General features: G+C 38.5%; 19 protein-coding genes and 5 tRNA genes. 19 read left to right on the top strand and 5 right to left on the bottom strand.

Features of this window, described 5'->3' with window-relative positions; translation table 11 throughout:
• Positions 1 to 105: 105 nt before the first annotated feature.
• The 19 genes from rpsU to BLR27_RS04450 all read left to right on the top strand — a co-directional run bounded on the left by rpsU (position 106) and on the right by BLR27_RS04450 (position 16,322).
• A complete protein-coding gene (gene rpsU, locus BLR27_RS04540; protein WP_090700886.1) occupies positions 106 to 297 on the top strand; it encodes a 30S ribosomal protein S21 in 192 nt (63 codons plus the stop codon).
• Between the two features lie 70 nt (positions 298 to 367).
• Entirely contained in the window at positions 368 to 1,249 is an 882-nt protein-coding gene (locus tag BLR27_RS04535) for a tyrosine-type recombinase/integrase (protein ID WP_090700883.1), read from the top strand.
• A 90-nt stretch (positions 1,250 to 1,339) separates the two neighbouring features.
• Entirely contained in the window at positions 1,340 to 1,681 is a 342-nt protein-coding gene (hpf, locus tag BLR27_RS04530) for a ribosome hibernation-promoting factor, HPF/YfiA family (protein ID WP_090700881.1), read from the top strand.
• Between the two features lie 202 nt (positions 1,682 to 1,883).
• Positions 1,884 to 1,956 (top strand) — tRNA-Thr (locus BLR27_RS04525).
• 10 nt (positions 1,957 to 1,966) lie between these two features.
• A tRNA-Tyr gene (locus BLR27_RS04520) sits at positions 1,967 to 2,050 on the top strand.
• A 128-nt stretch (positions 2,051 to 2,178) separates the two neighbouring features.
• A tRNA-Gly gene (locus BLR27_RS04515) sits at positions 2,179 to 2,251 on the top strand.
• Positions 2,252 to 2,328: 77 nt separating this feature from the next.
• A tRNA-Thr gene (locus BLR27_RS04510) sits at positions 2,329 to 2,400 on the top strand.
• A 61-nt stretch (positions 2,401 to 2,461) separates the two neighbouring features.
• Positions 2,462 to 3,649: an elongation factor Tu gene (gene tuf, locus BLR27_RS04505; protein ID WP_090700879.1), complete on the top strand. Its 1,188-nt coding sequence runs from the start codon at positions 2,462 to 2,464 to the stop codon at positions 3,647 to 3,649.
• Positions 3,650 to 3,763: 114 nt separating this feature from the next.
• Positions 3,764 to 3,834, top strand: a tRNA-Trp gene (locus BLR27_RS04500).
• Positions 3,835 to 3,851: 17 nt separating this feature from the next.
• Complete coding sequence (gene secE, locus BLR27_RS04495; RefSeq protein WP_090700877.1) at positions 3,852 to 4,046, top strand: preprotein translocase subunit SecE; 195 nt, start codon at positions 3,852 to 3,854, stop codon at positions 4,044 to 4,046.
• An 11-nt stretch (positions 4,047 to 4,057) separates the two neighbouring features.
• On the top strand, positions 4,058 to 4,600 hold the full coding sequence (gene nusG, locus BLR27_RS04490; RefSeq protein ID WP_090700875.1) for a transcription termination/antitermination protein NusG: 543 nt from the start codon (positions 4,058 to 4,060) through the stop codon (positions 4,598 to 4,600).
• Between the two features lie 155 nt (positions 4,601 to 4,755).
• Positions 4,756 to 5,199 carry a 50S ribosomal protein L11 gene (rplK, locus tag BLR27_RS04485; RefSeq protein ID WP_090700873.1) on the top strand — a complete coding sequence of 148 codons (444 nt, stop codon included), beginning with the start codon at positions 4,756 to 4,758 and terminating at the stop codon, positions 5,197 to 5,199.
• Between the two features lie 22 nt (positions 5,200 to 5,221).
• Positions 5,222 to 5,920: a 50S ribosomal protein L1 gene (gene rplA, locus BLR27_RS04480; RefSeq protein ID WP_090700871.1), complete on the top strand. Its 699-nt coding sequence runs from the start codon at positions 5,222 to 5,224 to the stop codon at positions 5,918 to 5,920.
• Positions 5,921 to 5,922: 2 nt separating this feature from the next.
• On the top strand, positions 5,923 to 6,441 hold the full coding sequence (gene rplJ / locus BLR27_RS04475; protein WP_090700870.1) for a 50S ribosomal protein L10: 519 nt from the start codon (positions 5,923 to 5,925) through the stop codon (positions 6,439 to 6,441).
• 59 nt (positions 6,442 to 6,500) lie between these two features.
• Positions 6,501 to 6,878 (top strand): 50S ribosomal protein L7/L12, encoded by a 378-nt coding sequence (gene rplL, locus BLR27_RS04470; protein WP_090700867.1) that lies wholly within the window; start codon positions 6,501 to 6,503, stop codon positions 6,876 to 6,878.
• A gap of 147 nt (positions 6,879 to 7,025) precedes the next feature.
• On the top strand, positions 7,026 to 10,835 hold the full coding sequence (gene rpoB / locus BLR27_RS04465) for a DNA-directed RNA polymerase subunit beta (protein ID WP_090700865.1): 3,810 nt from the start codon (positions 7,026 to 7,028) through the stop codon (positions 10,833 to 10,835).
• 91 nt (positions 10,836 to 10,926) lie between these two features.
• Positions 10,927 to 15,213 carry a DNA-directed RNA polymerase subunit beta' gene (rpoC, locus tag BLR27_RS04460; protein WP_090700863.1) on the top strand — a complete coding sequence of 1,429 codons (4,287 nt, stop codon included), beginning with the start codon at positions 10,927 to 10,929 and terminating at the stop codon, positions 15,211 to 15,213.
• A 91-nt stretch (positions 15,214 to 15,304) separates the two neighbouring features.
• On the top strand, positions 15,305 to 15,619 hold the full coding sequence (locus BLR27_RS04455) for a DUF3467 domain-containing protein (RefSeq protein WP_090700860.1): 315 nt from the start codon (positions 15,305 to 15,307) through the stop codon (positions 15,617 to 15,619).
• Between the two features lie 25 nt (positions 15,620 to 15,644).
• The gene (locus tag BLR27_RS04450; RefSeq protein WP_143007695.1) at positions 15,645 to 16,322 is read left to right on the top strand and encodes an ion channel; all 678 of its coding nucleotides are present in this window, start codon (positions 15,645 to 15,647) and stop codon (positions 16,320 to 16,322) included.
• Here BLR27_RS04450 and miaA read toward each other — a convergent pair.
• The 5 genes from miaA to BLR27_RS04425 form a co-directional block, all read right to left on the bottom strand.
• Positions 16,294 to 17,193: a tRNA (adenosine(37)-N6)-dimethylallyltransferase MiaA gene (gene miaA / locus BLR27_RS04445; RefSeq protein WP_090700854.1), complete on the bottom strand. Its 900-nt coding sequence runs from the start codon at positions 17,191 to 17,193 to the stop codon at positions 16,294 to 16,296. The genes BLR27_RS04450 and miaA overlap by 29 nt on opposite strands.
• A gap of 20 nt (positions 17,194 to 17,213) precedes the next feature.
• The gene (locus BLR27_RS04440; RefSeq protein ID WP_090700850.1) at positions 17,214 to 17,855 is read right to left on the bottom strand and encodes an IS1096 element passenger TnpR family protein; all 642 of its coding nucleotides are present in this window, start codon (positions 17,853 to 17,855) and stop codon (positions 17,214 to 17,216) included.
• Between the two features lie 83 nt (positions 17,856 to 17,938).
• A complete protein-coding gene (locus BLR27_RS04435) occupies positions 17,939 to 19,348 on the bottom strand; it encodes a CCA tRNA nucleotidyltransferase (protein ID WP_090700847.1) in 1,410 nt (469 codons plus the stop codon).
• Positions 19,349 to 19,498: 150 nt separating this feature from the next.
• Entirely contained in the window at positions 19,499 to 20,065 is a 567-nt protein-coding gene (locus BLR27_RS04430; protein WP_090700844.1) for an L-threonylcarbamoyladenylate synthase, read from the bottom strand.
• Positions 20,066 to 21,178 carry a glycosyltransferase family 4 protein gene (locus BLR27_RS04425; RefSeq protein WP_090700840.1) on the bottom strand — a complete coding sequence of 371 codons (1,113 nt, stop codon included), beginning with the start codon at positions 21,176 to 21,178 and terminating at the stop codon, positions 20,066 to 20,068. It lies immediately after the preceding gene.
• Between the last annotated feature and the right edge of the window lie 53 nt (positions 21,179 to 21,231).

Here is a 21,231-nt window from a genome sequence, read left to right as displayed (position 1 = left end):
ATGATCTTTACTATCCCAGTTTGATATTTTTTATTTTCGTATGTCATAAAATTAAATTTTATTGTACATTTGCAATCCAAAACCGAAAGGGGGTATCTGTATATTATGATCATTATTAATGTAAAAGACGGCGAATCACTAGATAAAGCACTTAAGCGCTTTAAAAAGAAATTCGAAAAAACCGGTGTATTGAGAGAACTTCGTAGCCGTCAGGCATACGAGAAAAAATCCATCACTCGTCGTACACAAGTTAAAAAAGCTATTTACAAGCAGGGATTAAACATCGAAACTGTTTAATTTCAATTTAGCATATAATTTCCGAAAACTATTTGTATATTCAAACTATTGGATGTGCAAATAGTTTTTGATGTTTATTGAGCGATTTATACGATACCTGCAATTCGAAAAACGGTTTTCTCCCCATACCGTAACTGCCTACAAAAAGGACCTTGATCAGTTTTCTGAATTTATAGTTTCAGTTGAACCTGAATTGCTGAAAATTACTCATCAGCATATTCGGACGTGGATAGTTAAATTGATGGATCAGGGTATTGAAGCCAGAACGATCAATCGTAAAATATCTGCTCTCCGCTCGTTTTATAAATTCCTGCAACGTGAAGAGCTTATTGAAAATAGTCCGATGATCCATGTCAGGGCTCCAAAGATACCTAAACGATTGCCGGTAGTTATAACTGAGCAGAAGATGGACATTCTGCTTGACGCGAAGGATGTATTCAGTAATGATTTTACGGGTATTCGTGATCGCCTGGTAATCGAACTCTTATACGGTACCGGAATGCGTCTTGCTGAGCTTGTAAATCTGTCAGACAATGACATAAATGTTTATGAACAGCAAATAAAGGTTTTAGGCAAGCGTAACAAGGAAAGGATCATTCCGATCAGTAACTCGCTCGCAAAATTGATCGGGGATTATAAACTTCAAAAATTAAGTCGGAATTTTGACAACAAATCATCGACTCTAATCGTTACCAATGAAGGTAAGAATGTGTACCCGAAGTTTATATACAGAACTGTTAATTTAGTTTTGTCGTTTATTTCAACTCATGATAAAAAAAGCCCTCACATATTAAGGCATAGTTTTGCAACATCATTATTAAACAGGGGAGCAGATCTGAATGCAATCAAAGAATTATTGGGCCATTCAAGTCTTGCAGCGACACAGGTATATACCCATAATTCAGTCGAAAGATTAAAATCGATTTACAAACAGGCTCATCCCAAGGCTTAACACTATTGAAAGAAAAATATTACAAATTAACTACTCAATAAGCTCCGGATTTCGGAGTGATTATATTAATTTTATACAAAAGGAGGCAATATGAAAATCAGAGTGCAATCGATCCATTTTACAGCTGACGTTAAGTTGTTGGATTTTATTCAGAAGAAAGCAGACAAGCTTGATCAATTCTTTGATCAGATCATTAGTGGTGAAGTTTACCTTAAATTGGAGAAAACAGATGATGAAGCAAATAAGATAACAGAAATAAAATTATTGATCCCCGGAAATGATCTTTTTGCAAAAGAGCAATGTAAAACTTTTGAAGAAGCAACCGACAAGGCAGTGGAGTCACTCAGGCGCCAGCTGGATAAACGTAAAGAAAAGTTGCGTTCCCATGCGAATAATCTTAAGTCACTAAGCCTGGCGGACGAAAATTTATAATTTTTTTCGATCATAAACACCTAGTAATAAGGTACTTTTTCGGCAGTCTAAATGACTGTCGAATTTTTTTTGTAAAAAATTTTGTCCAACTCCAAATTTTCGTAGATTTGCAGTCCGTTTCAGAGGGGGTTGTCTCCAAAGGATAATAATCACTGAAAGGAATGGTTCTTTTATATTTTAAAGAATAGGTTTAAAACATTTCGCCTCCTTAGCTCAGCTGGTAGAGCAACTGACTTGTAATCAGTAGGTCATTGGTTCGATCCCGATAGGAGGCTCGGAAATGTTGGGGGGGTTCCAGAGCGGTCAAATGGGACGGACTGTAAATCCGTTACTTCGGTTTCGAAGGTTCGAATCCTTCCCCCCCCACCAAATTTGCAAATTAGCAAATTTGAGAATTATCAAATTAATTCAGTGGTTCATTAGAACGGCTGAAATTTTTGATGATGATTGTTGCCTGATTTGCTAATTAGCTTATTTGCTAATTATCAAATTGATTTGCGGAAGTAGCTCAGTTGGTAGAGCGATAGCCTTCCAAGCTATAGGTCGCGAGTTCGAACCTCGTCTTCCGCTCAAAGGTTTTTTTACCATCTGTTGGTTCATTTAATGTGAATAAAAGAGAGGGTAATAAACCTGAGAGCAAATTAAAAGCCGACGTAGCTCAGCGGTAGAGCACTTCCTTGGTAAGGAAGAGGTCATGGGTTCAAGTCCCATCGTTGGCTCAGCATTGTATATAAGAATAAAACAATAATAAAATTAACCTAACAATTAGTATAAAACAAAATGGCAAAAGAAAAATTTGACCGCAGTAAGCCGCATTTAAATATCGGTACTATAGGTCACGTTGACCACGGTAAAACTACACTTACAGCAGCTATCACAAAAGTGTTAGCTGATGCAGGCTTTTCTGAAGCACGTTCATTTGATTCAATTGACTCTGCTCCGGAAGAAAAAGAAAGAGGTATCACCATCAATACTGCACACGTGGAGTATTCAACCGCTACCCGTCACTATGCTCACGTTGACTGTCCAGGTCACGCGGATTATGTGAAGAACATGGTTACAGGTGCTGCTCAAATGGATGGTGCTATTATCGTAGTTGCTGCTACTGATGGTCCGATGCCACAAACTCGTGAACACATCCTTCTTGCTCGTCAGGTAGGTGTACCTTCATTGGTTGTTTTTATGAATAAAGTTGATATGGTTGACGATCCGGAATTACTTGAATTAGTAGAGATGGAAATCCGTGAACTATTAAGCTTCTACGAATTCCCGGGTGATGATATTCCTGTTATTCAGGGATCTGCTTTGGGAGGTCTTAACGGCGATCCAAAATGGGTTGGTAAAATCATGGAGTTAATGGATGCTGTAGATAGCTATATTCCAATTCCTCCACGTTTGACTGAACTTCCTTTCCTTATGCCGGTTGAAGATGTATTCTCGATCACAGGTCGTGGTACTGTAGCAACAGGACGTATCGAAAGAGGAGTAATTAACTCAGGTGAGCAGGTTGATATTTTAGGTATGGGTGCTGAAAACTTAAAATCTGTTGTTACAGGTGTTGAGATGTTCCGTAAAATATTAGACAGAGGTGAAGCTGGTGATAACGTAGGACTATTATTACGTGGTATTGAGAAGACTGATATCCGTCGTGGTATGGTTATCTGTAAACCAGGTTCTGTTACTCCACACACTGATTTCAAAGCTGAGATCTATGTATTGTCAAAAGCTGAAGGTGGACGTCACACTCCATTCTTTAACAAATACCGTCCACAATTCTACTTCCGTACAACAGATGTTACTGGTGAGATCACTCTTGCTGAAGGTGTAGAAATGGTTATGCCAGGTGATAACGTTACAATCAGTGTAAAACTGATCAATGCGATCGCAATGGAAAAAGGACTTCGTTTTGCGATCCGTGAAGGTGGTAGAACTGTAGGTGCCGGACAGGTTACTGAAATTGTAAAATAAGCAATTTCTTATAAAGGTTAATTCGATAACATAAGTCCACTTGTGGACTTATGTTTTCTTATAATACACGGGCTTAGTTTACAATGTATATTTGTGAACTCGGTTATTTAATAAACGGGAATAGTTCAACGGTAGAATAGAGGTCTCCAAAACCTTTGATCAGGGTTCGAATCCTTGTTCCCGTGCTTACGCTAAATGTAAAATGGCTAACGTAGTAGAGTTTTTAAAAGAATCGTATACAGAAATGACCCAAAAGGTTTCTTGGCCTACCTGGGGAGAATTGCAAAATTCAGCTGTATTGGTATTAATAGCATCCATTATTATTTCACTTGTGATCTTAGCTATGGATGAAACTGCTGGTAATGCATTGAAGATGTTTTATAAATCTCTGGCATAATTAAAGCACTTATGAGCGATCAATTGAAATGGTATGTGGTAAGGGCTGTTAGTGGCAAAGAGAAAAAAGTAAAGCAATATTTAGAGGCAGAAGTTAACCGTCTGGGTATTTCACATCTTTTACCTCAGGTATTGATCCCAATGGAGAAATACTACCAGATGAAAGATGGGAAGAAAATTGCCAAGGAGCGTAATTTTTATCCTGGATATGTTCTAATTGAGGCTTCTTTAGATGGTGAGTTAGAACACGTAATTAAAGGTATCAATAGTGTTATTGGTTTCCTTGGTGATAAGGGAGGCAATGCCGTTCCAATGAGAGCTGCAGAAGTTAACCGTATCCTTGGTAAGGTTGATGAAATGGCCGAACAAGGTGAATCAATGAATGTTCCTTATTACGTTGGTGAAAATGTCAAAGTAATGGATGGGCCGTTTAACGGGTTTACCGGTGTGATTGAAGAGGTAAATGAAGAGAAAAAGAAACTTAAGGTTATGGTTAAGATCTTCGGAAGAAGAACACCACTTGAGTTGAATTATATGCAAGTTGAAAAGGAATAGTACTGAGTACTGAGTACAAAGTATTGAGATATAAAGACGTATAAAATATTATCGGTGAGTGGGTATCTATGTACTTTGTACTAAATACTTGCCAAAGACCTTAAATGTTACTTAGCTTCCACTACGAACATTGAGTTAAAAACAAATAAATAAAAATGGCAAAAGAAGTCGGTGCTTTAATAAAGTTACAGATCAAGGGCGGCGCTGCTAATCCATCTCCACCAGTTGGTCCCGCATTGGGAGCAAAAGGTGTGAATATCATGGAGTTTTGCAAGCAATTCAATGCACGTACCCAAGATAAGCCTGGTAAAGTTTTACCGGTTGTAATCACTGTCTATGTTGACAAGTCATTTGATTTTATCATTAAAACTCCTCCTGTAGCTATCCAATTACTGGATGCAACAGGTTTAAAGAGTGGTTCTGCAGAGCCTAACCGTAAAAAGGTTTCCAGTGTAAGCTGGGATCAGGTTGAAAGCATTGCCAAGGATAAAATGACCGACTTGAATGCATTTACTGTCGAGTCAGCCATGAAAATGGTTGCAGGTACAGCACGCAGTATGGGAATTACCGTTAGCGGTGATGCACCCTGGAACAATTAATTATACAAAATCAGTTTAAGAAGTGGCTAGATTAACAAAAAATCAAAAACAGGCACATTCAAAAATTGAGGCAGGTAAAGCATATACTTTAACTCAGGCTTCGGCTTTAGTTAAGGATATCACAACTACCAAATTTGATGCATCGGTTGACCTGGACATACGCTTAGGCGTAGATCCTCGTAAAGCGAATCAAATGGTAAGAGGTATTGCAACACTTCCTCATGGAACCGGTAAAACTGTCCGTGTTTTGGTACTTTGTACTCCCGATAAGGAAGCAGAGGCTAAAGCAGCAGGTGCAGATTTTGTAGGTTTGGATGAATATATTGCCAAAATAGAAGGTGGATGGACTGACGTTGATATCATTATTACCATGCCTAGCGTTATGGCAAAAGTAGGTAAACTCGGCCGTGTTTTAGGTCCGCGTAACCTTATGCCAAACCCTAAATCAGGAACTGTTACCACAGATGTTGGTAAAGCAGTTACTGATGTTAAAGGCGGTAAGATCGATTTCAAAGTTGACAAAACAGGAATCATTCATACTTCGATCGGAAAAGTATCATTTGATGCTGATAAAATTTATGAAAATGCGTTAGAAGTAATTCAAACCATTTCTAAATTAAAACCATCAGCAGCAAAGGGAACTTATTTCAAGAGTATACACATCTCTTCGACAATGAGTCCGGGAATCGAAATTGAAACTAAATCAGTAGCGGGAATCTAATCATGAGAAAAGAAGAAAAACACGAAGTTGTTCTTGCTTTAACAGAGACGATTGCTGAGTATGGTAATTTTTATATTGCCGACACCGCAAACCTGTCTGTAGCAAAAGTAAATGATATTCGCCGCAAATGTTTCGAGAACGGTATCAAAATGCAGGTAGCTAAAAATAAACTGATCAGAAAGGCAATGGAAGCCTCTGAAGGTGATTTTAGTGAGATGTTTGAAGTACTAAAAGGATCTTCATCTATTTTATTCTCAAAGTCAGCTAATGCTCCGGCTAAGCTGATCAAACAATTGAGAAGAACTGGAGATAAGCCGGTACTTAAAGCTGCATATATCGATTCATCAATTTTCATTGGCGATAATCAGTTAGATGCCCTGGTAAACCTTAAATCTAAGGAAGAATTAGTGGCAGACATCATTGCATTGCTACAATCTCCAGCTAAAAATGTTATTTCAGGCTTGCAGTCTGGTGGTAACAAACTTGCAGGAATTGTTAAAACATTACAAGAAAGAGGTTAACGGGCACCTAAAAGTTCGATTAAATTATTCAAGTACAGAAATTTTAAAATTAAAATAAAATGGCAGATTTAAAATCGTTTGCTGAGCAATTAGTAAACTTAACAGTAAAAGAAGTTAACGAATTAGCTCAAATCCTTAAAGATGAGTATGGTATTGAGCCAGCAGCAGCAGCAGTTGCAGTAGCAGCAGTTGGTGGTGGTGATGCACCAGCAGCAGCAGTAGAGCAAACTTCTTTCGATGTAATATTGAAAGAAGCAGGTGGTTCTAAGTTAGGAGTTGTTAAACTTGTAAAAGACCTTACTGGTCTAGGTTTGAAAGAAGCTAAAGATTTAGTTGATGGAGCACCGAAAGAAGTTAAAACTGGTGTTGATAAAGCAGAAGCTGAATCATTGAAAAAAGCATTAGAAGAAGCTGGAGCAACTGTTGAGATTAAGTAATTCTTAACTCATAAATTATGGTTTAGACCCCGATTTTCGTCGGGGTCTATTGCCATTTGTATAATACCCATTTAATGTCTGATCTACATTGCCGCAATATTGGCACAACAGGTCGCAGTTTATTTACTAAACTAAATTCTCAATCCCTTGGCAAACAAAATTAAGCACAACGAAAGAGTAAATTTTGCTACCAGTAAGCATGTGATGGATTATCCTGATTTTCTGGATGTTCAATTGCAATCTTTCAGGGAATTTTTTCAGCTTGAAACCACTTCAGACAACCGCCATCAGGAAGGTTTGTTTAAAGTTTTCTCCGAAAATTTTCCGATCTCTGATTCAAGAAATATATTCGTTTTAGAATTTCTTGATTACTTCATTGATCCCCCGCGCTATGATATACATGAATGTATTGAGCGTGGTTTAACGTATAGTGTTCCTCTAAAGGCTAAGCTTCGCTTATCTTGTAATGATGCGGAACACGAAGATTTTGAAACAATAGTTCAGGATGTTTATTTGGGAACCATCCCTTATATGACTCCTAAAGGAACTTTTGTGATAAATGGTGCAGAGCGTGTAATCGTTTCTCAATTACACCGTTCACCGGGAGTATTCTTCGGCCAGAGCCGTCATACAAACGGAACCAAATTATATTCAGCCCGTGTAATTCCATTTAAAGGATCCTGGATCGAGTTTGCAACTGACGTTAATAATGTCATGTATGCTTACATCGATCGTAAGAAAAAATTCCCGGTTACCACCTTATTGCGTGCTATCGGTTATGATTCTGATAAGGACATTCTTGAATTATTTGAATTAGCGGATGAAGTAAAAGTCAGCAAATCTGGTTTGAAAAAAGCCGTTGGCCGTAAACTTGCAGCAAGAGTGCTCAAGAAATGGGTTGAAGATTTTGTGGATGAAGATACAGGTGAAGTTGTTTCAATTGATCGTAATGAGATCATCATGGAACGCGAAACCGTTTTAGAAGACGAGCATATCGATATGATCATCGAAGCTGGTGTTAAGACAATTATCCTTACCAAAGAGGATGCTGTTAACAGCGGTGATTATACCATTATATATAATACTTTACAAAAAGATACTTCAAACTCCGAGAAGGAAGCGGTAGAACATATCTATCGTCAATTACGTAACGCTGAACCACCTGATGAAGAAACAGCTCGTGGTATCATCGATCGTTTATTCTTCTCTGATAAGAGATATGATCTTGGTGATGTTGGTCGTTACCGCATCAACCGTAAATTGAAATTAAGTACTCCTGTTGAAACTAAAGTTTTAACTAAGCAGGATATCATTGCCATTGTTAAGTACCTGATCAAATTGATCAACTCTAAAGCTGAGGTGGATGATATTGATCACTTGTCAAACCGTCGTGTTCGTACAGTTGGTGAACAACTTTACGCACAGTTTGGTGTAGGTCTTGCCCGTATGGCACGTACCATCCGTGAAAGGATGAACATTCGTGACAACGAAGTATTCACACCTACCGATCTGATCAATGCACGTACATTATCTTCAGTGATCAACTCGTTTTTTGGAACGAATCAGTTGTCACAGTTCATGGACCAAACTAATCCTCTTGCGGAGATCACGCACAAGCGTCGTCTTTCAGCCTTAGGCCCAGGTGGTCTTTCGCGTGAGCGTGCAGGTTTTGAGGTTCGTGACGTTCACTACACTCACTATGGCCGTTTATGTACTATTGAAACTCCTGAGGGACCGAATATCGGTTTGATATCTTCTCTTTGTGTTCATGCTAAGATCAACAACCTTGGTTTCATTGAAACTCCTTACCGTAAGGTTTCGGATGGACGTGTTGTAGTTGAAGAACCTGTAATTTACCTTTCTGCAGAAGATGAAGAAGGTAAAACTATCGGTCAGGCAAATGCAGTATACGATGATAAAGGTAATTTTGAAACTCCGCATGTAAAGGCACGTTATGAAGGTGACTTCCCGGTAATTGAGCCTAAGAAGTTAGATTTAATGGACATTGCTCCAAATCAGATCACGTCTATTGCAGCTTCATTGATTCCATTCCTGGAGCATGATGATGCTAACCGTGCATTGATGGGATCCAACATGCAACGTCAGGCTGTACCTTTGTTACGCCCTGAAGCTCCGATTGTTGGTACTGGTCTTGAAGGCCGTGTAGCACGTGATTCACGTACACTTATTAATGCTGAAGGTACAGGTGTTGTTGAGTATGTAGATGCCAATGAGATTCGTATCCGTTATGAAAGAAATGAGGATGACGTTCTTGTATCTTTTGAAGGTGAAGTTAAATCATATCGCCTGATCAAGTTCAAGAAAACTAACCAAAGCACTTGTATCAACCTGAAACCTATCGTAAGAAAAGGTCAGAAAGTTGAAAAAGGACAGGTTCTTTGCGAAGGTTATGCAACTCAGGATGGAGAATTAGCATTAGGAAGAAATCTTAAAGTTGCGTTCATGCCTTGGCAAGGATTTAACTTTGAGGATGCGATCGTTATATCTGAGCGTGTTGTTTCACAGGATATTTTCACTTCATTACATATTGAAGAATTTGAATTAGAAGTTCGTGATACAAAACGTGGTGAAGAAGAATTGACTCCTGATATTCCTAACGTTTCAGAAGAAGCTACTAAAGATCTTGACGAAAACGGAATTATCCGTGTTGGTGCTGAGATCAAAGAAGGTGATATTCTGATCGGTAAGATCACTCCGAAAGGAGAGTCTGATCCTTCACCTGAGGAAAAACTTTTACGTGCCATCTTTGGTGACAAAGCAGGTGATGTGAAGGATGCATCTTTGAAAACACCTCCATCAATTCATGGAGTAGTTATCGATACAAAATTATTCTCACGTGCTAAGAAAACAACTAAACAAGAAGAGAAAGCTCTTATTGAGAAGTTAGATACTAAGCACAATAAAGCAGTTAAGGAATTGAAAGAAACCTTAATTGAGAAATTGTTCATTATTGTGAATGGTAAAACATCACAGGGTGTATTTAATGTGTACAAAGAGCTGCTTGTAGCTAAGGGTGTAAAATTCACCCAAAAGATACTTACAGAACTTGAATACGCAAACGTTAACCCAACTAAGTGGACAACTGATGAGGACAAGAATGAACTGATCAAACAAACACTTCACAACTACAACATTAAGTTGAACGAAGAGCTTGGTGCTTACAAGCGTGATAAGTTTGCGATTAGTGTAGGTGATGAGCTTCCATCAGGAATTGTACAAATGGCTAAAGTTTATGTTGCTAAAAAACGTAAGCTTAAAGTAGGTGATAAAATGGCGGGTCGTCACGGAAATAAGGGTATTGTTGCAAGAATCGTTCGCGATGAAGACATGCCTTTCCTTGAAGACGGAACTCCAGTGGATATAGTTCTTAATCCACTTGGTGTACCATCACGTATGAACCTTGGACAGATCTATGAGACCGTTTTAGGATGGGCTGGAAAAGAACTTGGAATGAAGTTCGCAACACCAATCTTTGACGGAGCATCTCATGATGAAGTTGAAGAATGGGTTGATAAAGCTGGAATTCCTAAATCAGGAAGAACCTACTTATATAATGGTTTAACCGGAGATCGTTTTGATCAGCAGACTACAGTTGGTATCATTTATATGCTGAAACTGGGTCACATGGTTGATGATAAAATGCACGCCCGTTCAATCGGACCATATTCATTGATTACACAACAGCCATTGGGTGGTAAAGCCCAGTTTGGTGGTCAGCGTTTCGGTGAGATGGAGGTTTGGGCACTTGAAGCATTTGGTGCTGCTAACATACTTCAGGAAATACTTACTGTTAAATCTGATGATGTGGTAGGACGTGCAAAAACCTACGAAGCGATCGTTAAAGGTGAAAACCTTCCAACTCCATCAGTTCCTGAATCATTCAATGTATTGGTTCATGAATTAAGAGGTTTAGGTTTGGATATCACATTAGACTAATTAAGCAGAAAGCCGAAAGCAAAAAGCAAAAAGCGAAAATATCGCCAAAGCTTTCAACTTTCAGCTTTCAGCTTTAAACTTATAAAGAGATATGTCTTACAAGAAAGATAATAAAATCAAAAGTAATTTCACCTCAATTACCATTAGTTTGGCTTCTCCGGAATCAATTCTGGAGCGTTCAAGCGGGGAGGTGTTAAAGCCGGAAACTATCAACTACCGGACTTACAAACCTGAGCGTGATGGCTTATTCTGCGAGCGTATTTTCGGTCCTGTTAAGGATTATGAATGCCATTGCGGTAAATACAAGCGTATCCGTTATAAAGGTATTGTCTGCGACCGTTGCGGTGTTGAAGTAACTGAAAAGAAAGTGCGTCGTGAGCGTATGGGACACATTAACCTTGTGGTTCCTGTTGCACACATCTGGTATTTCCGTTCATTACCGAACAAGATCGGTTATTTGCTAGGTTTACCTACAAAAAAACTGGACCTTATCATTTATTATGAGCGTTATGTTGTAATACAGCCAGGATTAAAAGAGGCAGACGGAATTCTGAAAATGGACTTCTTAACGGAAGAAGAATATTTGGATATCCTGGATACCCTGCCAAAAGAAAATCAGTATCTTGATGATAAGGACCCTGAGAAATTCATCGCTAAGATGGGTGCTGAGGCCCTTCAGGATCTTTTGGGTCGTTTGGATCTTGATCAGCAGTCTTATGACCTTCGTCACCAGGCAGCAACTGAAACTTCACAACAACGTAAAACTGAGGCTCTAAAACGTCTTCAGGTTGTAGAAGCTTTCCGTGGTGCAAATACCCGTATTGAGAATAATCCTGAGTGGATGATCGTTAAGATCGTTCCGGTTATTCCACCTGAATTACGTCCATTAGTTCCTTTGGAAGGTGGTCGTTTTGCAACTTCCGATTTGAATGATCTTTACCGTCGTGTAATTATTCGTAATAATCGTTTGAAGCGTTTGATCGAGATCAAAGCTCCGGAAGTAATTTTACGTAACGAGAAGCGTATGCTTCAGGAGTCTGTCGATTCATTATTTGACAACTCACGTAAAGTAAATGCTGTTAAAACAGAAGGTAACCGTGCTTTAAAATCTCTTTCAGATATTTTGAAAGGAAAGCAGGGACGTTTCCGTCAGAACTTATTAGGAAAACGTGTGGATTATTCAGCACGTTCTGTAATTGTTGTTGGACCGAACCTGAAATTGCATGAGTGCGGTTTACCTAAAGATATGGCTGCTGAGCTGTTCAAACCATTTATCATTCGTAAAATGATCGAAAGAGGAGTGGTAAAAACAGTGAAATCAGCTAAAAAGATAGTAGATCGTAAAGATCCTATCGTTTGGGATATTCTTGAAAATGTATTGAAAGGTCACCCGGTATTATTAAACCGTGCTCCAACATTGCACCGTTTAGGTATACAGTCTTTCCAGCCAAAATTGGTTGAAGGTAAGGCAATTCAATTACACCCACTAGTTTGTACTGCATTCAACGCGGATTTTGACGGTGACCAGATGGCGGTGCATTTACCTTTGGGTAATGCTGCGATCCTGGAAGCCCAAATGCTGATGCTTGCTTCGCATAACATTCTTAACCCTGCAAATGGTACTCCAATCACTGTACCTTCACAGGATATGGTTTTAGGTCTTTATTATATTACTAAAGGCCGTAGAACTGACGAAGGACGTGTTGTATTAGGACAGGATCAGACCTTCTATTCCCCTGAAGAAGTTATCATCGCTTACAACGAGCGTAAAATAGATCTTCATGCATTCATTAAGGTAAAAGCCTTTGTGAAAGAAAAGGATGGAAGTATCGTAAATAAAATTATTGAAACGACTGTCGGACGTGTTCTGTTTAACCAGAGAGTTCCGGTAGAAGTTGGATATATCAATGAACTACTTACCAAGAAATCACTTCGTGATATTATTGGTGATGTAGTGAAAAACACTGGTATGGCTCGTGCAGCACAGTTTCTTGATGATATCAAGGAATTAGGTTTCCAAATGGCATTCCAGGGTGGTCTTTCCTTTAATCTTCAGGATCTTAATATTCCTGCAGAAAAGGCTCATCTGATCGATCAGGCAAGTAAGGAAGTTGAAGAAGTAATGAATAACTATAACATGGGTTTCATTACCAACAACGAACGTTACAACCAGATCATCGATATCTGGACTCGTATCAATAACCGTCTGACTGCCAATGTGATGAATCAGCTTTCAAGCGATAATCAGGGCTTCAACTCGGTTTATATGATGCTTGATTCAGGAGCCCGTGGTTCTAAAGAGCAAATTCGTCAGCTATGCGGTATGCGTGGTTTGATGGCTAAGCCTCAGAAATCAGGTTCAGGTGGAGAGATCATTGAAAACCCGATTCTTTCTAACTTTAAAGAAGGATTATCGGTATTAGAGTATTTCATCTCAACTCACGGTGCTCGTAAAGGTTTGGCTGATACGGCATTGAAGACTGCGGATGCGGGTTACTTAACCCGTCGTTTGCATGATGTTGCTCAGGATATGATCGTTGGTGAAACTGATTGTGGTACATTAAGAGGAATTTACACAACTGCATTGAAAGATAATGAAGATGTTGTTGAGCCTTTATATGACCGTATCTTAGGTAGAACCAGCTTACATGATGTTTATGATCCATTGACTAATGAACTATTAGTTTCTGCTGGTGAGGATATTGAAGAGCATGTTGCAGTTAAAATTGAGAACTCTCCGCTTGAAGGAATAGAAATTCGTTCAGTTCTTACTTGCGAAAGTAAGCGTGGTGTTTGTGCTTTATGTTACGGACGTAACCTTGCAACCGGTAAACGTGTGCAGATGGGTGAAGCTGTTGGTGTAATTGCAGCTCAGTCTATTGGTGAGCCGGGAACACAGTTGACATTACGTACATTCCACGTGGGTGGTACCGCTTCTAACATTGCTGCTGAATCTCAGATCAATGCTAAGTTTGACGGTGTAATTGAGTTTGAAAACGTTAGAACTGTGAGTCACGAAACTACTGAAGGAACTCTTGAAGTTGTTTTAGGACGTTCAGGTGAATTCCGTATCGTGGAGCCGGGTACTAATAAAATGATCATGTCGAACAACATTCCTTACGGTGCATTTTTGTATGTTAAGGATGGTGCTCAGATATCTAAAGGCGACAAGATCTGTAGCTGGGATCCATATAACGCGGTTATTATCTCTGAATTTGAAGGTAAGGCTGAATTTGAAGCGATCATTGAAGGTGTTACCTTCCGTGAAGAATCTGATGAGCAAACCGGTCACAGAGAGAAAGTTATTATTGACACCCGTGATAAAACCAAGAATCCTGTTATCCGTGTAGCGGATAAAAAGGGTAATGGTATTAAGGGATACAACATTCCTGTAGGCGCACACATTGCGGTTGAAGAGAATGAAAAAGTGAAGATCGGGCAGATCATTGCAAAGATTCCTCGCTCAACTGGTAAAACAAGGGATATTACAGGTGGTTTGCCTCGTGTAACGGAATTATTCGAAGCTCGTAATCCATCTAACCCTGCTGTTGTAACCGAAATCGATGGTGTTGTAACCTTAGGTGGTGTAAAACGTGGTAATCGCGAAATGTCAATCGAGTCGAAAGACGGACAAATTAAGAAATACCTTGTTCCATTGTCTAAACACATCCTTGTTCAGGATAATGACTTTGTAAAAGCTGGTATGCCTTTGTCGGATGGTTCAATTTCTCCTGCTGATATCTTGTCAATTAAAGGACCAGCAGCGGTTCAGGAATACCTTGTTAATGGTATTCAGGAAGTATATCGTCTGCAGGGTGTGAAGATCAATGATAAGCACTTTGAAACCATCGTTCACCAAATGATGCAGAAAGTGATGATCGAAGATGCCGGTGATACCCGTTTCCTTGAAAAGGAATTGGTTGATCGTTGGGATTTCCAACTTGAAAATGATGAGATCTACGATAAGAGAGTAGTAATCGATCCGGGAGAATCAGTAAATCTGAAACCAGGTCAGATCATTTCTGTACGTAAATTAAGAGATGAAAATTCTGTTCTTAAGCGTAAGGATATGAAGCTTGTTGAAACTCGTGATGCAATTGCAGCTACTTCAAGTCAGATGTTGCAGGGTATTACCCGTGCCTCATTAGGAACTAAATCATTCATCTCTGCAGCTTCCTTCCAGGAAACTACTAAGGTGTTGAATGAGGCAGCGATCAGTGGAAAACGTGATAATCTGTTAGGTCTGAAAGAAAATGTGATCGTAGGTCACTTGATTCCTTCAGGAACAGGATTGCGTCAATACGAACGTATCATTGTTGGTTCTCAGGATGAATATGATAAATTAATGGCTTCCAAACAGGAAGAAGTGGAGGCTTAATTCACACCATTTAATAATAAAAAAGTCCTTCTGAAAAGAAGGACTTTTTTATTAGATTAAAAAATGATTTCAGAATTTATAACTTTATAAAATGGAAGAACAAAACATTGAAAATCAATTGAATATTGAGCTTTCTGAAGAGGTTGCAGAAGGGATATATTCTAATCTTGCGGTTATAACTCATTCCAATACGGAGTTTGTGTTAGATTTTATCCGGGTTATGCCTGGAGTTCCTAAAGCGCGGGTAAAATCTAGAATTGTATTAACTCCGGAGCATGCAAAGCGATTTCTGATTGCCCTTGAAGAAAATGTTGAGAAATTTGAAGCGCTGAACGGTCGGATTAAGATCAATGAAGGTCAACCAGGTTTGCCAATGAATTTCGGAGGCCCTACGGCTCAGGCATAAGTTGAGAAAGCATTTTAATAAATTGGTGTTCGGTAGTCAGGATCCCGAGAAATTTAAAATTCCGCTCTCAACATCGCCTTTCGAACAGATCAGCAATGTGTGGAATAGCTCACATTATCAAGATTTTGGTATTGAGCGCTTAGTCAGGTTGTTTCTGGTGAGTTCAAAGGTATTCTTCCCGGGAATCTATATTGACTTTCTAACCCGAAATTTGCCAGCTCATTCGAAGAAAATTTATGGCGAGTTTTATGTTATTTTTAAAACAGTAATGCCATTTGTAATGCTTCATTACAGTCTTTGGGATCATTACTGGCTCTTTGTATTTAATATTTATTTGCTCATAGAGACTTTTTTATATGTCTTTTACAAAATATTTCTTCCGGAGCATAATTATGGAAAATTAGCCAACAGGTCTATAATCCTTCTTTTTTTCAATTTTTTTGAGGTTATAGCCTCTTTTGGGGTGATATATGCTGCGGGAAATTATCTTAATCAGCCAATTACTAGCTGGGTAGATGCCCTTTATTTCAGCTTTATAACCGGTATTACGATAGGTTACGGAGATTTTTATCCAATAAATGAAACCGGTAAAATTCTGGTAATGGTTCAGGTAATGAGTACCATTTCTTTTCTATTCTTATTCTTTAATTTTTTTGCACCCCGTGCTCAGGATATTACAGAATGGAATTCAGGTAATGAATAATTGATTCAACTTCCTCCGGTTTAAACCATTTTATATCTTCTGATTTCTTAAACCAGGTTATTTGTCTTTTGGCGAATCTTCTTGTATTCTGCTTGATCTTCTCAATAGCTTCTTCTCTGCTGCTATTCCCATCCAGGTAATTGAAGATTTCTGAATATCCGACCGTGTTTAAGGGATTTAAATGTCTGTATGGCTTCAGGTTTTCAACCTCCATAATCAATCCCTCATTTACCATTTGATCAACACGAATATTTATTCGTTCATATAACTTTTCACGGTCGGTATTAAGTCCGATCTTAACGATATTAAATGGTCTTTGCTTTTTTATATTGGTTCTTAAGGATGAAAATACTTTACCTGTACTTTCAAACACCTCTAATGCTCTAATGATGCGCTGCTGATTGAAAATATCGACTTCCTCATAGTAAACCGGGTCAACTTTTTTTAACCATTCCTGCAGGAATTCTATACCCTTTTCCTCAAAAATTTTATTTAAATGGACTCGGATTTCAACTGAAGCTACGGGGAGCTGGTCAAAACCATGGCTAACCGCATTGATAAAAAGTCCGGAGCCACCTGCCATTATTACCTGATCATGATCTAAAAATAACTTATTGATTATTTCAATTGATTCTTTCTCGAAATCTCCGGCATTGAATTGATCCAGAACGGAATGGCTATTGATTAAATGATGTTTAACTGCATCCAGCTCTGCTTCTGAGGGCTTTGCAGTACCAATGTTCATTTCCCTGTAAAATTGCCGGGAATCGGCTGAAATGATCTCAGTTTTAAAGTATTCTGCCAGACTGATAGCTAATGCTGTTTTTCCAATTGCGGTTGGGCCTGCAATAATGATCAATGTTTTGTTCATTGGCAATCCCGGATCAGAATTTAGTATTCATCCTTTTGAAGATCATCAGGATCATAACCATCATTGTCAGAAAACTCATCCATAAACTCATCCTTTTCTTCTTCATCTTCTACAATTTCCTGCTCTGTGTTAATACCCATATCGCTCATTTGTTCAAGATCTTCTGCATCTTCAGGCTGGAAGTCAAGTTCATTAAGAAAATCAAAGTCATCAGATACTTCAGCTGCAATAGGAGGGATTATTCCGGTGCCAGCCATTTTTGGTGCCTCACCCTGACTACGTGATACACATGGGTATGTTTTTCCTGCTTCTTCATTAAGAAGTATTTTGACTAGTTCAACATGAAAATCAAATGGCCTGTCAAAGTTATAGGTATAGTAAAATTTTTGATGGGGGTCATCTATGAAACTGCTTAATTTGGAATTCTCCATGGTAGCAACCCCATTATTTATTTTTCGCTGATTAGGAAGAAAGGCAATTTCTTCATTTTTTATCCATTGATCACTGCTTACATAAAAAGATGAGGATAATTCAGCATTATATCCGGTTGATTGGTGGATAGCACGATGAAGGTCTTCGAATGTCTGATTTGATTTGATGTCAATATCCCGTTCTATATCGTCATAATCCTCAAAAGAAACCTTAAATCTATATATTGCCATTTTTATTCTATTATAATTCTTTTACAAAAATACTATTTGAAAAGACGGTTAAACATTTTTTAACTATTTTTTTTGTTCTTCTATTAGCTATGTTTAACCGGGATGAGTCCTAAAGCTTTCCCCTTTTCTAACATATACTCATAAGCCTCTTCTCTTGTATTTTTAATTTCTCCTTCAAGGATAGCTTCCCGGATTTGGTTTTTGATAATGCCAACACTTTTACCTGCACTCAAATTAAATGCCAGCATGATATCTTCACCGCTAACCGGTGGCTGCCAGTTCCTCAATTGATCGCTTTCCTCAACATCCTTCAGTTTCTGCTTTACCAGGTCAAAGTTTCGTCGGTATTTTTTTACTTTATATTCATTCTTTGTTGTTACGTCTGCATTACATAACAACATCAGACTGTCTATCTCTTCACCGGCTTCAAATAATAAGCGCCTCACTGCTGAGTCGGTAACTACATCCTGCGCAAGAACTATTGGTCTCAGATGTAATTGCACCAATTTTTGTACCAGTTTCATTTTTTCATTCAAGGGAAGCTTGAGCTGAGCGAAGATTTTGGGTACCATGCGGGCACCACGGTCTTCATGACCATGAAATGTCCATCCATGGCCAGGTTCAAAACGTTTTGTGGCAGGCTTAGCAATATCATGCAGAATAGCTGCCCATCTTAGCCAGAGGTCATTGGTATTTTCCGAAAGATTGTCAAGCACCTGAAGTGTATGATAAAAATTGTCTTTATGTCCTTTACCATCCACTACTTCAACTCCATGCAGATCTGCCATTTGAGGAAAAATTACACGCAGTAGGCCCGTGTCAAATAAGTAAATAAATCCTGTTGATGGCTTAGGTGCGAGTATGATCTTATTTAATTCATCAGTAATTCTTTCGGGAGAGACGATCCTGATCCTCTCACAGTTCTTTTTGATTGCATCAATAGCATCAGGATGTATATTGAAATTGAGCTGAGTGGCAAACCGTATGGCTCTTAACATTCTTAAAGGATCGTCAGAAAACGTCTCTGCCGGATTGAGAGGTGTACGTATAAGTTTATTTTCAAGGTCTTGAATGCCTTCAAATGGATCTAATAAAGTTCCGAAATTTGAAACATTTAAACCCAAAGCCATCGCATTTATATTAAAATCACGGCGTTTCTGATCATCTTCAAGAGTGCCGTTCTCTACAATAGGCTTTCGGGATTCAGATCGGTATGATTCTTTTCTAGCCCCTACAAATTCTATTTCAAGATCCCCATGCTTAAGCATTGCGGTGCCGAAATTCTTAAACACTGAAACTTTGGTGTGTAAAAGTTTACCGGCAGCTTCAGCAAATTTAATTCCATTACCGATAACCAGAATGTCGATGTCTTTGGATGGCCGGTTGAGAAAAAGATCTCTGACAAACCCCCCTATAACATATATTTCTGTATTTGATTCCTCGGCCAGTTTACTGAGTTTTTTGAATATAGGATGTTGTAAATGTTCTTTCATATAAAATCAGATCGGATCTCAATTAGAGGAGATGGGGATCATCAAACCTGATCTGGGCAGGTAATAATTTATCCGCAAAGGACAACATATTATTGCACTTTTTCAAGTGATTGATTAACATTCAACTCTAAACGTATAGCTTTTTTATTCTTATTTTCGAATGAATGAAAACAGTCCGCCTGGTTCAAGCTTCATGATAGTAGACGCTTTCTTTATTGAAGTATCATCCTGCTCCCAGTTGACAACATAATCAACTCCCTGTTTTATCTCTTCACTGATATCATTAAAGCAGGAAGGGGATGGCTGCCCACTTAAATTGGCTGAAGTGGATATGATCGGCTTTCTGAATCTCTGCAGTACTTGCTCACAGAATTGATGTTTTACGATCCGTATGCCTATACTTCCATCCTTTGCAATTGCATTCTTAGCCAGATTTTTTGCACCTGAATAAATAATGGTCATTGGATTTTCTGCATATTCAATCAGATCGTAAGCGACCTCCGGTACCTCATTCACATAGCTTTGAAGTTTATTGACACTATCTAATAAAACGATCAGACTTTTTTCCTCCGATCTTCCTTTTAGCTTGAAGACCTTTTCTACTGCTTCTTCGTTTGTTGCATCGCATCCAATACCCCAAATAGTATCGGTTGGGTAAAGAATCAGGCCTCCATTCTTTAATACTTCAAAAGCCTTATTTACTTCATCTCTTAGCATTTAGATTAGGTTTTGGTAAAGTTTGAATAATTTATCTGCAATTTTTTGATTTGAAAAATTAATAATGTGTTCAAATCCGGAACGTATCATTAACTCTCTTTTTTTGGTGTTGTTGATAACCAGGTTGATCTGGTCTGCAAGTTCATCGCTGTCATTTGGATCTACATATATGCTGCCTTTACCACCTGCTTCTTCAAGACAGGATCCTTTAGCTGCAATTACAGGTACTCCCGAACTTAAAGCTTCTACAACAGGTATCCCGAACCCTTCGAATTCTGATGGATATATGAATATCCTGGCCTGTTGGTATATCCCTGGAAGGTCCTGGAAAGAGACGTTCTTTAGAAAATGAACCCTGCTCATCAGGTTATTGTTAGAAATAAAATCTTTTACTACTTGTGTGTACAGAGTTTCTTTTCCAATTATGACCAGATGAATATTGGCCTTTAGCTTTTTTAGGGCTTTTACGATAAGAAGTGAATTTTTTCGGGTTTCTATCGTGCCCACATTCAGCAGGAATTCTTCAGGCAAATTATAGGCGGATCTGATCCTGGTCTTTTCCTGCTCTGATACTTCTGACATGAAGATAGGGTCACAATTTTGGTAGATCACCTCAATTCGCGATTCATCAACATTGAAAAAGTTGATCAGATCAGATTTCGTTTGTTCACTGACAGCAATTATCTTATCGGCATGTTCAGAAGCATAACGAACCTTAAACTCGTAGATCTTTCTATCTAAAAAGGGGTAGTATTTGGGGTATCTGTAAAATATCAGATCATGGATGGTTACTACGGATGGGATTCCGGCCTTTTTCAGCCCAAAAGGAATTTCGTTACTTAGTCCGTGAAAAAGCTCGATCTTTTCCTTTCTTAGATCCTTTACAATTCCTGCACTCCTCCAATAGTTTTTTATTAATTGATTTTTCGGAAAATGAAAGTGTATTGAAGGATATTCCGGAAAGTATGAGGAATTATGATTGGCTTTAGAAACAAAGACAGTATATTGATTTTCAGGGTAATATTCAGCTAATATTTTAAGCACATACCGGCTGTAGTTTCCTAAACCAGTAAAATTTTGGGTTACGCGCTTACCGTCAAAGCCTATTTTCATGTTTATGCTATAAAACTAAAAAGGATGAATCAATTCATCCTTTTTAATTAAAA

Source organism: Daejeonella rubra (genome assembly GCF_900103545.1).
Classification (GTDB): Bacteria; Bacteroidota; Bacteroidia; order Sphingobacteriales; family Sphingobacteriaceae; genus Daejeonella; species Daejeonella rubra.
The sequence above is the reverse complement of the archived record's forward strand: the minus strand, read 5'-3'. Positions and strand labels throughout refer to the sequence as shown.